The sequence below is a fragment of the Fictibacillus halophilus genome, assembly GCF_042680145.1.
Lineage (GTDB): Bacteria > Bacillota > Bacilli > Bacillales > Fictibacillaceae > Fictibacillus > Fictibacillus halophilus_A.
This window is the reverse complement of the sequence record NZ_JBHTNQ010000001.1, coordinates 2,399,957-2,414,802: the sequence shown is the minus strand read 5'-3', so window position 1 is coordinate 2,414,802 and position 14,846 is coordinate 2,399,957. Positions and strand designations below refer to the sequence as shown.

13 protein-coding genes are annotated in these 14,846 nt (G+C 39.1%); 11 read left to right on the top strand and 2 right to left on the bottom strand.

Annotated features, from left to right (window positions below; translation table 11 throughout):
* Positions 1-458 precede the first annotated feature (458 nt).
* From argC to argF, 7 genes are all read left to right on the top strand, one after another.
* Entirely contained in the window at positions 459-1,493 is a 1,035-nt protein-coding gene (argC, locus tag ACFQ4X_RS12395; RefSeq protein WP_379835527.1) for an N-acetyl-gamma-glutamyl-phosphate reductase, read from the top strand.
* Between the two features lie 18 nt (positions 1,494-1,511).
* A complete protein-coding gene (gene argJ, locus ACFQ4X_RS12390) occupies positions 1,512-2,738 on the top strand; it encodes a bifunctional ornithine acetyltransferase/N-acetylglutamate synthase (RefSeq protein WP_379835525.1) in 1,227 nt (408 codons plus the stop codon).
* Positions 2,739-2,756: 18 nt separating this feature from the next.
* Complete coding sequence (gene argB / locus ACFQ4X_RS12385; RefSeq protein WP_379835523.1) at positions 2,757-3,497, top strand: acetylglutamate kinase; 741 nt, start codon at positions 2,757-2,759, stop codon at positions 3,495-3,497.
* Positions 3,494-4,651 (top strand): acetylornithine transaminase, encoded by a 1,158-nt coding sequence (locus tag ACFQ4X_RS12380; protein WP_379835521.1) that lies wholly within the window; start codon positions 3,494-3,496, stop codon positions 4,649-4,651. The genes argB and ACFQ4X_RS12380 overlap by 4 nt, the downstream gene beginning before the upstream one ends.
* Before the next feature lie 86 nt (positions 4,652-4,737).
* A complete protein-coding gene (locus ACFQ4X_RS12375) occupies positions 4,738-5,790 on the top strand; it encodes a carbamoyl phosphate synthase small subunit (protein ID WP_379835519.1) in 1,053 nt (350 codons plus the stop codon).
* Entirely contained in the window at positions 5,783-8,875 is a 3,093-nt protein-coding gene (locus tag ACFQ4X_RS12370; RefSeq protein ID WP_379835517.1) for a carbamoyl phosphate synthase large subunit, read from the top strand. Before ACFQ4X_RS12375 ends, ACFQ4X_RS12370 begins: the two co-directional genes overlap by 8 nt.
* Complete coding sequence (gene argF / locus ACFQ4X_RS12365) at positions 8,875-9,822, top strand: ornithine carbamoyltransferase (protein ID WP_379835515.1); 948 nt, start codon at positions 8,875-8,877, stop codon at positions 9,820-9,822. Before ACFQ4X_RS12370 ends, argF begins: the two co-directional genes overlap by 1 nt.
* A 559-nt stretch (positions 9,823-10,381) precedes the next feature.
* On the opposite strand, the gene ACFQ4X_RS12360 is transcribed toward argF, so the two are convergent.
* Entirely contained in the window at positions 10,382-10,627 is a 246-nt protein-coding gene (locus tag ACFQ4X_RS12360) for a NifU family protein (RefSeq protein ID WP_066238880.1), read from the bottom strand.
* Between the two features lie 158 nt (positions 10,628-10,785).
* Here ACFQ4X_RS12360 and ACFQ4X_RS12355 point away from each other — a divergent pair, with 158 nt between their 5' ends.
* Both ACFQ4X_RS12355 and ACFQ4X_RS12350 read left to right on the top strand, forming a co-directional pair.
* Complete coding sequence (locus tag ACFQ4X_RS12355; RefSeq protein WP_066292190.1) at positions 10,786-11,109, top strand: YuzD family protein; 324 nt, start codon at positions 10,786-10,788, stop codon at positions 11,107-11,109.
* Positions 11,110-11,197: 88 nt separating this feature from the next.
* Positions 11,198-11,503 carry an LSM domain-containing protein gene (locus tag ACFQ4X_RS12350; RefSeq protein WP_379835513.1) on the top strand — a complete coding sequence of 102 codons (306 nt, stop codon included), beginning with the start codon at positions 11,198-11,200 and terminating at the stop codon, positions 11,501-11,503.
* 328 nt (positions 11,504-11,831) lie between these two features.
* Here the strand turns inward: ACFQ4X_RS12350 and ACFQ4X_RS12345 are convergent, their stop codons facing one another.
* Positions 11,832-12,896: an NAD(P)/FAD-dependent oxidoreductase gene (locus ACFQ4X_RS12345; RefSeq protein WP_379835511.1), complete on the bottom strand. Its 1,065-nt coding sequence runs from the start codon at positions 12,894-12,896 to the stop codon at positions 11,832-11,834.
* A 228-nt stretch (positions 12,897-13,124) separates the two neighbouring features.
* On the opposite strand from ACFQ4X_RS12345, the gene ACFQ4X_RS12340 reads away from it, so the two are divergent.
* Both ACFQ4X_RS12340 and ACFQ4X_RS12335 read left to right on the top strand, forming a co-directional pair.
* Positions 13,125-13,361, top strand: a complete 237-nt coding sequence (locus ACFQ4X_RS12340; RefSeq protein ID WP_379835509.1) for a YuzB family protein — start codon at positions 13,125-13,127, stop codon at positions 13,359-13,361.
* Between the two features lie 233 nt (positions 13,362-13,594).
* On the top strand, positions 13,595-14,770 hold the full coding sequence (locus ACFQ4X_RS12335; protein WP_379835507.1) for a NupC/NupG family nucleoside CNT transporter: 1,176 nt from the start codon (positions 13,595-13,597) through the stop codon (positions 14,768-14,770).
* Positions 14,771-14,846: the final 76 nt, after the last annotated feature.

The following is a 14,846-nucleotide window of genomic DNA, read 5'->3' as shown; positions in this document are numbered from 1 at the left end:
TAAGATTAGAGAGAAAGGGCTAAGTGCAGTGTAAGCTGGCGTGAAAGGCATTTCACATACCAAGTTGTCTTAATTGGGGCAGCATCGTTCAGGTGTGTATTGTCGAAAAATCTACAATTTTCGGTATAAGTGAAATTATTGAAGATAGAGGTGAAATTATAGAAGAGTAGGGTGAAATTATTGAGGGGTAAGGTGAAATTATTATAAATTGCGGTGAAATTATTTAGATGTTCTAAAAACGGGAGAGCTAAAGAAGCAGTTTTAATAGCAAACTGCTTCTTTTTTTGATGAAAAAGATATATCCATTCCAAAAAAAGCCAAAAGTTACGAAAACACCCTGTTTTTACAGAAATAAAAAAGCGAATTTTATAATTAGTTAAAAATTAATAAATATACTCTTGAATTAATTTTTATACAGTCCTATAATGAACCTTAACTTATTAAAGGAGTGATGTGGTTTGAGAGCTGGAATTATTGGAGTAACCGGATATGGTGGATTAGAATTGTTCCGGCTGTTAACCGCACATCCAGAAATCAAAGAAGTATTTTTATATTCATCCTCAAAACAAGGTCAATTACTTTCGGATGAAGCTCCTCACCTGCTTGGAATTAACGAAGATAAACTTCGCTCATTTGAGCAGTTAGAAACAGATGAACTTGATGTTCTGTTTTGTTCAGCTCCAAGCGGCGTATCATCGGAACTACTTCCACCGCTTCTTGACCAGAAGATGCGCGTGATAGATTTGGCAGGAGATTTTCGATTAAAAGAGGCAGATACATATCGAAAATGGTATGGGAAGGAGCCTCCGGACACTTCTTTTGTAAATAAAGCGGTATACGGCTTATCGGAATGGAACAAGAAGGAAATAAAAGAAGCGGCTTTCATCGCAAACCCGGGGTGTTATCCAACAGCAACGCTGCTCGGAGTATTGCCATTAGTGAAAACAAAACTGATTAACCCGAAAACACTGATCATTGATGCGAAAAGCGGACTATCAGGTGCTGGGGCTTCACCTCAAAAAGCATCTCATTTTACAAAAGCAAATGATAGTTTGAGTGTTTATAAGATGAACAAACATCAGCATATACCAGAGATCGAACAAACGTTGAAAACCCTTGCTGATACAGAAGTAAACATTACCTTTACGACTCATCTTGTACCGATGACTAGAGGAATAATGGCTACTATGTATGCAGAACTGGTGGACGATATCCAATCGCATTCTGTTAGTGAGATTTTCAATGAATTCTATAAATCAAAACCATTTGTCCGTGTATTTAAGGAAAATACAGATCTCTTTACAAAGCAGGTGTACGGTTCAAATTATTGTGATTTAACATTTACGATTGATGAACGGACAAATCGAATCACTGTTGTATCTGTAATAGACAATCTAATCAAAGGCGCTGCAGGGCAAGCAGTTCAAAATATGAATATCATGTTCGGCTTGAAAGAATCAGCGGGACTGCAGCAATCACCATTGTTCCCATAATAAGAGGAGGCAGGATAGATGCAGGCTACAAAACCATCCATACACAAGGTAACAGGAATAAACATTGCGACACCAAAAGGCTATTACGCAAGCGGACTGCATTGCGGAGTAAAACATAAGAAGCTGGATTTAGGACTAATTTACAGCTTGAAACCAGCAAACGCAGCAGGAGTTTACACGACAAACCAAGTACAGGCCGCTCCGCTAAAAGTGACACAGGAGAGCATTAAACAAGAGGGAAAGCTTCAAGCAATTATCGTCAATTCAGGAAACGCCAATGCATGTACCGGTAAAAAAGGCCTGGAAGATGCAAAGAAAATGCAGCTGCAAACTGCGAATAAGCTTGGCATTCCTCCACACCTTGTTGGCGTTGCATCTACCGGGGTAATCGGTGAACACCTGCCGATGGATAAAATAACGGCAGGCATTCAAAATCTTAAGCTGGATGCCGAGTTGAAAGGTTCTATTGATTTTTCTCAAGCCATTTTAACGACAGATACCGTATCAAAAAATACGGCTTACTCTCTTAAAATCAATGATAAAACGATTACGATCGCAGGTACGGCAAAAGGATCAGGGATGATTCATCCCAACATGGCAACGATGCTTGGATTTGTTACAACAGACGCAAACATTCATCAGGATGATCTTCACGAAGCACTGTCCTATGCTGTAGAACGAACATTTAACTGCATTACAGTAGATGGTGATACTTCAACAAATGATATGGTCCTTATGCTTGCTAACGGTATGGCCGAGAATGAGGAATTGAACAAAAATCATCCGGAATGGGATTTATTCTTGGATGCTCTTGTCCTAGTTTGTGAAGATTTAGGCAAACTTATTGCTAAAGATGGTGAAGGTGCGAGCAAACTTATTGAAGTAAACGTAAGAGGTGCCAGAACAGAGAAGGAAGCTAGAATCATAGCCAAAACGGTTGTAGGATCACCTCTTGTTAAAACGGCTGTCTTTGGATGTGACGCTAACTGGGGAAGAATCCTTGCAGCTGCAGGATATAGTGGAGTGGCTTTTAACCCAGACCAAATTAAAATATTGATTGGCGATCATGAAGTAGTGGCAGATGGAGAGCCTGTTGTCTTCTCAGAAGAAGAGATTCGAAACTACTTAAAAGGCCAGGAAATTCATATCACTGTCATCTTATCAGAAGGCTTCGGAAACGGAAGAGCATGGGGATGCGACCTAACCTATGATTATGTGCAAATTAATGCTAGTTACCGAACGTAAAAGGATGTGAGAAATTTGTTGTCTGTATTAAAAATTGGCGGAAGCACGTTAGAAAATTTACAGCCTGCCTTTTTTGAAAGCTTGCAGAATAAGATTCAAAATGGGGAAAAAGTAGTTATTGTTCATGGCGGAGGACCTGAAATAAATAAAAAACTGCAAGAGAAGGGTTTGCCGATTCAAATGAAGGACGGAATAAGAATCACATCACCAGAGACCCTTTCATGCGTAAAAGCAGCATTAAAGGATATAGCAAATACGAAACTAGTAGAGAGATTAAACCAGGAAGGAATTCAAGCTGCTGGCTTATGCGGGTCAGAGAATACACTTATTCAATGTGAGTTTTTAGACGAAGAAAAGTATGGGTGTGTCGGCAAAGTTAAAAAAGTGAACACAGACCTTTTAGAAAAATTATTAGAGTCTGGAAAAGTACCGGTTATTGCTTCTCTAGGTGTCACCGAAAACGGGGATGAAGTGAATATCAATGCAGACACCGCAGCTGGTGAAACAGCAGCAGCACTTTCAGCCGTATCAGTCTGTTTCGTTACAGATATATCAGGAATTCAAGTTGAAGGACAGAAGGCTGATTATTTAACCGTTACTCAATTAAAGCAAGGCATAAATAACGGACACATATACGGCGGAATGATACCGAAAGTAGAAGCAGCTGTGAAATGTCTAAACCTGAACATCAATGAGGTATTAATAACGGACCAAACATTGTCAGGTACACGCTGCTATAAGGAGGTACTTGCAATATGAGTTCTTTATTCCCAACGTATAAAAGAAAAGAGTTTGAGCTTCAAAGGGGAAGCGGGACATATGTGTATGATGAAAACAACAAGCGCTATTTAGATTTTACGAGCGGAATTGCAGTAACGAGCCTCGGTCATTGTCATCCGGAAGTCGTCTCGGCTATCAAGAATCAAAGTGAGAAAATATGGCATACGTCTAATCTATTTAAAATCGAACAGCAGGAAGTTCTTGCTGAAACACTTGTAAAAAACACACCATTAGATTTAGCCTTTTTTTGCAACAGCGGTGCTGAAGCCAATGAGGCAGCAATTAAACTCGCAAAGAAGTTTACAGGAAAAAATAAAATCATAACGTTTAAGGATTCTTTTCATGGGCGTACATTCGGTTCTATGTCTGCAACAGGTCAGCAAAAGATCAAAGATGGCTATGGTCCCCTTGTTTCTGAATTTGTGCACATGCCTTGGAATGAAACAGAACAGCTGAAAAAAATCGCAGATGAGGATACAGCTGCTATCATGATGGAAGTTTTTCAAGGTGAAGGCGGAGTCCGTATGGCTGATCTTTCATTTTATAAGGAAATTCAAAAGATATGCGATGAGAATCAGATCCTGCTGATTATTGATGAAGTGCAGACAGGGATCGGAAGAACAGGGAAAAGATATGCATTTGAACATTTCGATTTAAACCCAGACATCGTTACACTTGCAAAAGGGCTGGGAAATGGATTCCCGATTGGAGCTATGCTTGGAAAAGAGAAATTGAAAACTGCTTTTGGACCAGGAAGCCACGGAACGACATTTGGTGGAAGCCCCTTAGCCTGTGCAGTGAGCCAGTCGGTTTTGAATATCATTTTCCAGGATGATTTTTTACAAGAAGTTGAACGTAAAGGAAATGAGTTTAAGGAAACTCTTGCAGACTCGCTGCAATCACATCCACTCGTGAAAGAAATTAGAGGCAAGGGTTTATTAATCGGCATAGAATGTGAGAGACCTGCGGGCAGTTTGATAGAGTTGCTAGAAGAGCATGGTTTACTAGCCGTTCCGGCAGGAGAGAACGTTATTCGCCTGCTTCCGCCATTAACCGTTTCTGATGAAGAATTAGAAACAGCTGCAGCGATTATTATTCAATTGTTTAAACAGTATCATACGGTATCGAACTAAAAGGACGAATAATCCTTATTTTTTATACGAATAAATGAATAAAAATACGAAAAGATATAGGTTTTATACAAGGAGAGGAATTTACTATGAAAGGCTCTATTACATTAGCAAATGGGACTTCATTTGCAGGAGACTGGCTCGGTGATCATCAATATTGTTCGGGTGAAGTTGTATTTTATACAGGAATGACTGGATATGAACAAGTGCTGACAGATCCATCTTACCAAGGACAAATCGTTGTATTTTCTTACCCGTTTATCGGTAACTATGGCTTCAAGCCGGAAAGTATGGAATCCGCTCATATTCAAGTTTCAGGTGTCATTATGGCAGAGTGCTATCCTTTTCAGCTCGAAGGAGAACAACACTCATTGGCAGAGTATCTTAACCATCATCATATTCCTGCTTTAACAAATGTCGATACAAGAGCTCTCATTCAGCAGATCCGTGAAAAAGGTTCAGTTCCTGCTGTTATGCACACTAGCACTATACCTTCCGACTCCTTTCAATTACAAGAAAGCTGGCCGAAAACAGCACTTGAGAAATTTGGTACAGGTAAAACAAACATTGTTCTTATTGATTTTGGCTATAAGAAATCGATTGCTGATTTCCTTATAGCTCAAGGCTGCACAGTCACTGTTGTTCCGTATGACTATGAGACTGCCGAAATAGAAAAATTGAATCCAGATGGTTTCGTGTTCTCAAATGGTGCAGGTGACCCTATGAGATTTTCAAAGTATTTTCATCGTTATAAAAATATTGCAGTCCGCTACCCGGTGTTGGGAATCTGCCTTGGCCATCAAATACTGGCACTCGCATTTGGCGGAGAAACAATGAAACTGAAATTTGGTCATCGAGGAGCAAATCATCCAGTTATGAATGTGAAAACAGGAAAAGTATCGATGAGTTCACAAAATCATAGTTATGTTGTGAAAAAAGAGAGTTTACATTCAACCGGATTTAACATTTGGTTTGAGAATGTAAACGATAAAAGTGTGGAAGGGCTCTGGCACAGCCAATACGATATTTCAAGTGTCCAATTTCATCCTGAATCAGCACCTGGACCGCAAGAACACGCACAAATTTTTCAAGATTTCATCCAGACTGTTAAGCATAAAGAGAAGGTGAGAAGCTATGCCTAAAGTATCCGGCATCAAGAAAGTTCTAGTGATTGGCTCAGGACCTATTGTAATAGGTCAGGCAGCAGAATTTGATTATTCAGGGACACAAGCCTGCAAAGCACTAAAAGAAGAGGGAATTCAAGTTGTCTTAATCAACAACAATCCCGCAACCATCATGACGGATAAGACTTTTGCAGACGAGATTTACTTTGAACCATTAACCGTTGAATATGCAGAACAAATTATTCAAAAAGAAAAGCCTGACGGACTGTTAGCAACTGTAGGAGGTCAAACAGGTTTAAACCTAGCGATGGATCTCTATGAAAATGGCATTCTTCGAAAATATGGAGTAAAGCTTTTAGGTACAGATATCCAATCCATAAAAAAAGCAGAGGACCGAGAAGAGTTTCGTGCCCTTATGCACAAGCTTGGTGAACCTGTACCAGAAAGTGAAATCGTATTTTCCGTTGAAGAAGCCATTGGATTTGCAGATAAAACAGGCTATCCCGTTATTGTGCGTCCAGCCTATACGCTTGGCGGATTTGGAGGAGGGATTGCAGGTTCGAAACAAGAGCTCACAAACCTTGTCAAACAAGGTCTTTCGGCAAGTCCTATCAATCAGTGTCTGATTGAAAAAAGTATCGCAGGCTTTAAAGAGATCGAGTATGAAGTAATGCGTGATGATAATGGCACATGCATTACAGTCTGTAATATGGAAAACGTTGATCCAGTGGGTGTGCATACTGGTGATTCTGTAGTTGTTGCACCAAGTCAGACACTGACAGATGACGAGTATCAGTCATTAAGAAAAGCGTCTCTTACGATTATAAATGCACTAGAAATCGTTGGAGGCTGCAATATACAGTTTGCTCTTCATCCGCATACTTCTGAATATTACTTAATCGAAGTTAATCCGCGAGTGAGCCGTTCCTCAGCACTTGCGTCTAAAGCTACTGGATATCCTATAGCTAAAATCGCGGCGAAGCTTGCACTGGGATACAACCTTCACGAGCTGAAGAATCCTGTTACAGGAACTACATTTGCAAGTTTTGAGCCGGCTTTGGATTATGTAGCAGTAAAAATGCCTCGCTGGCCATTTGATAAATTTACTGACGCCGACCGAAAGCTTGGCACACAGATGAAAGCAACAGGAGAAGTAATGGCTTTAGAACGAAATATGGCTTCAGCTTTCCAAAAGGCGATTCGTTCACTCGAGCTAAAAACAGAAGGCATGTTTTTAAAAGAACTTGCTTTTTTAGAAGAAGAAGTGCTATTCAAACTCGCAGCTCATGCAGACGACCGCCGTTTCTTTGTCGTTCTTGAACTGCTTAAAAGAGGTATTTCCGCTGAAAAAATTCATGAGGTAACCAAGATTACGCCTTATTTCTTATCGGTATTCAGTCAAATGGTTCAGATGAATCAGACGCTGCAGAAATTAAGCTTAAATACCATAGATGAATCACATCTGAAGATGGCAAAAAAGTATGGCTTTTCAGATCACGATCTTTCTGAAATTTGGTCTGTTTCTGAAAAAGAGGTTAGAACTAAACGGGAAGAGTGGAAGATCATCCCCTCATACAAAATGGTTGATACATGCGCTGCTGAATTTGAAGCAAAGACAACTTACTTTTATTCCAGCTGGAGCGGAGTGAGTGATAAGAAACCTGATCAAAAGAAAAAAGTCGCTGTTATCGGTTCAGGCCCCATACGAATAGGGCAAGGTGTTGAATTTGATTATTGCTGTGTGCACAGTGCGTTAGCTCTAAACAGATTGGGATATGAAGCCATATTAATCAACAACAATCCTGAAACGGTAAGTACGGATTATGAAGTATCCGATTCCTTATACTTCGAACCATTAACGTTTGAGGATATTTATAACGTTTTGCAGTTTGAAGGAATAACAGATGTTATTTTGCAGTTTGGCGGTCAGACTTCAATTAATTTAGCTGAAGAATTAGAGAATGCTGGCGTCCATGTGTTAGGAACTCCAGCGGATACGGTCGATCAAATGGAAGATCGAGATCGCTTTTATCAATTTTTAGAGAAAATTGATGTTCCAAAATTAGATGGATTCACGGCTCATAATAAAGAAGAAACGAAAGCCTTTGCTGAAATATTAGGGTTTCCGATACTTGTCCGTCCCTCATATGTAATCGGGGGGAGCGGGATGAAAGTGTTTTACGCTGCAAAAGAGCTTAATGACTTTTTGCTGAATGAGGATGTTGTCTATCCTATCTTAATTGATACGTTCCTAGAAGGAAAAGAAGCAGAAGTAGATGTGCTAACAGATGGAACGGACATTTTTATACCGGGAATTTTTGAGCATATTGAAGGAACAGGCGTACATTCTGGTGACAGCTTAACTGTAACGCCGCCGCAGTCCCTTACAGAAAGTGTTCAAGACAGCTTAATCAGCTACTCAAGAAAAATTGCAATAAACATGAAATATAAAGGATTATTTAATATACAATTTGCAGTAAAAGGTGAAGAAGTATATGTGATTGAAGTAAATCCAAGGGCTTCAAGGACAGCTCCGATCATGAGTAAAATTACAGCTGTGAACTTAGTACAAAAAGCAACAGAACTGATGCTTGGAGCACCTTTAAACCAATTAAAGCTTGAAGACGAGCATAATGGCCAACCCTTTATTACAGTAAAAGCACCTGTTTTTTCAACGATTAAACTGTCAGGAGTTTCACCAGTGCTTTCTCCGGTCATGACCTCAACAGGTGAAGTAATCGGAACAGACACCGATTTTACGTCAGCACTGCTCAAAGCGTTGAAAGGGTCGGGTCTTCAATTAAATAACCTTTGGGACTTTAAAGGAAGCATTTTTATAGAAGGTGATTCAGCTCAAGTTGATTTGAAAGCCTGGGCGGACCTTGGATTTGAGATCGTTACGAAAGATGATAAGTCTTTTAATGAATGGATAAAAACGGACAATAAAACTGCTTATATAAATTTTACCGATGAGACAAACAGCTCTTCTGCAAAAAGTGCCGTGTTGGAGAGGCTGCATGTTTTTACTCGAAAAGAGACCGCACAAGCTTACCTGCAAGCAGCTGTTTTATTAAAGAACTCAAGAAAGGAAGTGTTGATCTGATGTCAATCGTTCATCCTTTACGCACAACGAGAACTAAGAAAGATTTCCTGACACTGCTCGATTATTCAGCAAATGAAATCATTGATTTGCTGAATCTCGCTAAAGACTTAAAGAAGCAAGGACCTTCCGCACCGCCTTTATTAAAAGGAAAAATCCTTGGTATGATATTTGAAAAGTCATCTACACGCACCCGAGTGTCATTCGAGGCTGCTATGCTTAAGCTTGGAGGTCATGCAATCCATTTAAGTACTCGCGATATACAAATGGGAAGAGGAGAAACCGTTTCAGATACAGCTAAGGTATTATCTGGCTATCTAGACGGACTTATGATCCGTACTTTCCACCAATCGACTGTCGAAGAGCTGGCTCATAACAGTACCATCCCAGTGATTAATGGACTGACAGATGAATTCCACCCATGCCAGGCACTCGCTGATCTTTTAACAATTTTAGAATACAAAGGATCATTCAAAGGAAAAAAAGTTGCTTATATTGGTGATGGCAATAATGTTGCTCATTCTCTGCTGATTGCTTCAGCTAAAGTCGGGATGGATTGTACCATTATTACGCCTAAAAATTATGAACCGAAAGAAGAAATCGTTTCTTATGCAAAAGAAATTGCTAAGCAAACAGGATCTATCGTGGAAGTTACAAATGATCCAATAAGCGGTGTTAGGAACAGTGATGTCATCTATACTGATGTATGGGCAAGTATGGGGCAGGAGAGCGAAGCTGAGGAACGAATGGCTCATTTTGAACCCTATCAAGTGAAACAGGAGCTTGTGTCACATGCAAAAAAAGATTATATTTTCATGCACTGTCTGCCTGCTCATCGCGGGGAGGAAGTGACAGCAGAAATCATTGATGGTCATCATTCTGTTGTGTTTCCGGAAGCTGAAAACCGCCTTCACGCACAAAAAGCATTGCTTGTTCATTTGATGTCTTGATACTTAAAGGACTGTTTCAAAAAGAGTGTTGCTTTAAGGGTGGTGACTGTAAGAGTACTTAAACAAAATGTTTGGTGCGTGGTGCGGTGATCTCCGCTTCAGGGTACATGCTTTCCGCGGGGCGGGCGGTGAGCCCCCTGCCGCTACGCGCCTTTAGTGGTCTCACCTGTCCCACTCGTCCCGCAGGAGTCAGTACCCTTCCGCTCCAATCACTACATGTTTGCATCATAAATCCAAAAAAAGGATTAAATCAACTCGCAGTGACGAGGTGTTTCTAATTTTTTGTATAATAAAGGAATCAAATTCGTGTAGCGATATAGGATGATTCAAGAACAACAATCGATTGTTTTTAGTCTATATAGAGCACTTTATGATTTGATAATCCGGTTTTTCAGTGGCCTCGCTTTCAAATAATGTTTTTTAGACTTCATTGAAAAGTTGATTGGAGTGTAAGGTGCGAGACTCCTGAAACGGAAATCAACTACTTTCAAGAGCAACATAGCTTTGCGAAAACAGCCAAAAAAAAGAAGCCGCTAGATAAGCGGCTTCTTCATAAAAATTAAAATACTTGTTCTAATTCAACGACACCAGGAACTTCTTCTAAAAGTGCACGTTCGATACCAGCTTTTAGTGTGATTGTTGAACTCGGGCAGCTTCCGCATGCACCCATAAGGCGTACTTTTACTACACCTTCTTCAATATCCACTAATTCCACGTCTCCTCCATCACGAAGAAGGAACGGACGCAATTTATCAAGAACTTCTTCTACTTGTTCACGCATCTCTAAGTTTTGAGTTTCAGCCATAACTATCAAGGCTCCTTTCTTAAAAAGAACTTACCTTTAGTATACGGGATATGGAATAAAAAATCCATGAGCAAGCATCATGATATTTGCTTCTTTTTCTTTCTAACAAAATAAGGTATGATGGAAGCAAATAAGCGCATACATTGAGGTGATTCTTCATGAAAAATTCACTTATTATTAAAGTATATGGTGCCGAGCAGAAATGTGCGAGCTGTGTACACCTTCCATCAGCTAAAGAAACTGCTGAATGGCTGGAAGCTGCAATCTCCAGAAAATTTCCGAACACTGTATTTCAAGTGCTATATATAGATATGGAAAAGCCGGAAAATGAAGCAGACCAAGCATTTTCAGTAAGAATTATAGAAGAAGACCTGTTTTATCCCGTTGTTGTGATTGACGGAGAGGTTGTTGCAGAAGGCAATCCAAATTTAAAGACTATCTATAGCATAATTGAACAAAATGGTTATGGCGCTGTAAGTTAAGCGCCTATTTTTTATGAATTGGGTTTGTACACATACTTTGTCACTTTTTCCGAATATGATGTTATGGAAAAAAAGGAGGCAAATGCCATTGTTGAACCCTTCAAAAGGTAAAAAATATAAAGATGAATCTTCACACATGGGTCACTATCACCATCATTATCATGATCTTTGTCTAAAATATATGGGACAGAACGTTACGATCGAATTGAATGATGGCAATGTGTATCATGGAAAGCTTCACAGCTATGATCAGGATAATATGTATATGATCATGCCTGGTGAAAGTGAACAGCGTGACAGCCGTATCATTTTTGTTGGTCCATTCTTTCCAGGCTTCGGAATATTTGGTTTTCCATTTTTCCGTATTCGCCGTTTCCGTCCTTTTTGGTGGTAATTATAATGAAAGCTGACACGAACGGATACCTCTGATGTTCGTTCGTGTCATTTTTTTTTGTTTTTTTATTAATTTAGGAAACCTGAGAGCTAAGTATAGGGAACTTCAAGATAAAAAAAACATCATGGAGCGCGAAAAGAAGGAGTTTCTGAGTGAAACAAAAGGTGTTTGGCGTGAAACCAGAGTCATTTGGCGTGAAACGAGGATTTTTTCGCGTGAAACTTTATCATTCTTGCGCGAACGTGTAATAAAAATAAAAACACGTACCGTAAATAATCAGTACGAACAAAAATAAGCCGGCTAACCTATTTGTTAGTCGGCTTCTCATTTATACCTGATATTTATAAAGCCATAAGATACCTGACTTTAATAAGCGCGGTACGCGGCCGATTAACGCCGCGCTTCCCATCGTGCCGAATCCGCTCTTCTTGCCAAGGGATCCCATAACACCTTTTAGTTTGATCTCGTTCATTTCTGGAAGCGGCTGATTGTTCCAGCGTGCTAATAGAACTTGGGAGATCTGTTCTGCTTGTTCCTCCGCCAGCTGTGCGCTTGGTGCATAAGGAAGACTCGCGCAATCGCCAACTACATAAACATGTTCTTCAGAAGGAAGGTGGTGATGTTCAGTTAAAACGACGCGGCCCTGGCTGTCTTTTTCAACATCTAGTTCGCGAACAATATGGCTTGGCTGAATGCCTGCTGTCCATACGATAGCATCACATTCTACCCTCTCATCATGATTATAAAGTGCGCCTTCTTCCACTTTAGTCACATTAGAATTATTGATTACTTCAACACCATGTTCTACAAACCAGTTTTGAACATAGTTACTTAGTCTCTTTTTGTATCCTGAAAGAATGATATCTCCGCGGTCAAACAGCTTAATTGATAAATCTGGGCGGCTTTCGCGAAGTTCTGATGCCAGTTCAACACCAGAAAGTCCTGCTCCAACAACACCAACAACGGCATTAGCATGTAAGTTGTTAAGTACTTGATAGGTGTGGCGGGACTTATCAATCGTTTGAATACTCAATGTGAATTGATCGGCCCCTGGCACATTATGATACTTGTCTTCACACCCAAGTCCGATAACAAGATCATCATAGGATACATCGTCCTGATCTTTTAAAAGCACTTTCTTCTCATTAATATCGATTCCTGTTACTTCACCATATTTTATGTTTAGGCGAGGATGCTCAGGAAACGTTACCCGAACATGGTGATCAGATATTGTTCCGGCAGCCAGTGCATAATATTCAGTTTTTAAACAATGATATGGCACACGGTCAATGAGTGTAAGCTGAATGTTTTCAGGGAGGTCTGAGGAATTAAGAAGCCTCTTCAACACACGCATATTTCCATATCCTCCGCCAAGTAAAACGAGGTGCTTCATTTGTCATTTCCCCTTTTCTTTCAAGACAATTCTTATCTATGTTTATAGTAGTGTATATTGATAAATAACCTTAAAATACTGTAAGTAAACGATTTCACGTTTTTGACATGTTTAAGTATAGCACTTTGCTATAAATTCACAACTATTTTTGTGGAAAAATCAATGTGTTTACATTGACTAGCCTTCAAGAAACCGTTAGGATGGATTCATTAAGAGGTGAAATGAAAGATGAGACCGATTATTGAGTTTTGCGTCAGTAACTTGGCAAGTGGTGCACAAAAAGCACTCGAAGAATTAGAGAAGGATTATGATTTAGATGTAATCGAATATGGATGTCTTGGTTATTGCGGACAATGTGCAAAATCACTTTTTGCTCTCGTAAATGGGGATATTGTCCATGGAGAGTCTCCAGAAGAACTCGTAAAGAATATTTACAATCATATAGATGAAAACTTTATGTTTTAGGAACAGCTTCTCATATTTAGACGGAGAAGCTGTTTTTTTATTGGATAGGTCTTTTTTTATTGGGAAAAATATCTAAGGTGTAAATATTAAAAAAGGGATTGCATTTTTGTCGAAATTTGTTACATTATTAAGGGGTCAGTCATTTGATGTCTGACAACTAGTTGTGAAATTGGAAGCAGTTTCAATATAAAAAGTCAAACTAGTTTTTTAAATGTATAAGGGGGAATATTGATATGTCAATTCTATTTGGAATACTTGGAATTATTATCTTAATTGCAATCGCTTTCATAATGTCGAATGATAAAAAGAACATAAATTATAAAGCTGTTGTAATTATGTTCGCAGTACAACTGGGTATTGCCTATTTCATGCTTAACACTAAAATAGGTAAAACTATTTTGAATAAGATTGTAAACGTTTTTAATAAGGTACTTTCATTCGGTAATGATGGTATTGCCTTCGTCTTTGGAGATCTGAGTGGAAAAGAATATTTCTTCATTAATGTTCTTATGATGATTATTTTTGTATCTGCCTTATTATCAATTTTAACTTACACAAGAATTTTACCATTAGCGATCAAATACATTGGTGGGGCAGTTGCTAAAATTACTGGACTTCCAAAAATTGAATCTTTTGTAGCAGTAAATTCAATGGTGTTTGGTGATACAACTGCAATTATTTCTGTTAAGTCACAGCTTCATAAATTATCAGCTAACCGATTATTTGTTGTTGTTACTTCTTCTTTGGTAGCAGTAAGCTGTTCAATCTTGGGTGCTTACATGCAAATGATTCCTGCTGAATATGTTTTGGTAGCACTTCCGATCAACGTGTTCTCTGGACTTATCCTCTCATCTATTGTATGTCCTGTTAGTGCTGAGGAAGATGAAGAGATTCAAGTTAAAGAAATGATTCCAGAAAAGTCTTTATTCGAAGCAATTGGTAATGGTGCCTTAGATGGAGGGAAAGTTGCCCTAATCGTTGGTGCAATGCTAATCACTTACATCGGGTTACTTTCAATGGTGAACTTTGCGTTCGATTCTGTATTCGGCTTAACATTCCAAGAAGTATTAGGTTATGTGTTTGCTCCAATCGCGTTCATTATGGGAATTCCAACACATGAAATTGTAAGAGCAGGTTCAGTAATGGGAACAAAAGTTGCAGCTAATGAGTTTGTAGCGATGCTAGACTTTATGAAAATGATTCCTGATATGTCTCACAAGACAGTTGGTATCGTATCATCTTTCCTAATCTCATTTGCCAACTTCTCTTCAATCGGAATTATTCTAGGTACTGTACAAGCAATAAATGGCGAAAAAGCATCAATGCTTGCAAAAGTTGGTTTGAAGGTATTACTAGTAGCTACTATGGGTTCAGTTTTAACTGGAACAATCGTAGGGTTATTCTTATAAAATAGCACTTATAAAAAGAATGCTCAAAGCACATGCTATGGGCATTCTTTTTGGTTTAATTAAACCAAATAGTTAA

Coding starts and splice junctions, on each gene's coding strand:
- ACFQ4X_RS12335 (WP_379835507.1), top strand. CDS start 13,595: ATGTCAATTCTATTTGGAATACTTGGAATTATTATCTTAATTGCAATC.
- ACFQ4X_RS12375 (WP_379835519.1), top strand. CDS start 4,738: ATGAAAGGCTCTATTACATTAGCAAATGGGACTTCATTTGCAGGAGAC.
- ACFQ4X_RS12355 (WP_066292190.1), top strand. CDS start 10,786: ATGAAAAATTCACTTATTATTAAAGTATATGGTGCCGAGCAGAAATGT.
- argJ (WP_379835525.1), top strand. CDS start 1,512: ATGCAGGCTACAAAACCATCCATACACAAGGTAACAGGAATAAACATT.
- ACFQ4X_RS12340 (WP_379835509.1), top strand. CDS start 13,125: ATGAGACCGATTATTGAGTTTTGCGTCAGTAACTTGGCAAGTGGTGCA.
- ACFQ4X_RS12370 (WP_379835517.1), top strand. CDS start 5,783: ATGCCTAAAGTATCCGGCATCAAGAAAGTTCTAGTGATTGGCTCAGGA.
- ACFQ4X_RS12380 (WP_379835521.1), top strand. CDS start 3,494: ATGAGTTCTTTATTCCCAACGTATAAAAGAAAAGAGTTTGAGCTTCAA.
- ACFQ4X_RS12345 (WP_379835511.1), bottom strand. CDS start 12,896: ATGAAGCACCTCGTTTTACTTGGCGGAGGATATGGAAATATGCGTGTG.
- ACFQ4X_RS12360 (WP_066238880.1), bottom strand. CDS start 10,627: ATGGCTGAAACTCAAAACTTAGAGATGCGTGAACAAGTAGAAGAAGTT.
- argF (WP_379835515.1), top strand. CDS start 8,875: ATGTCAATCGTTCATCCTTTACGCACAACGAGAACTAAGAAAGATTTC.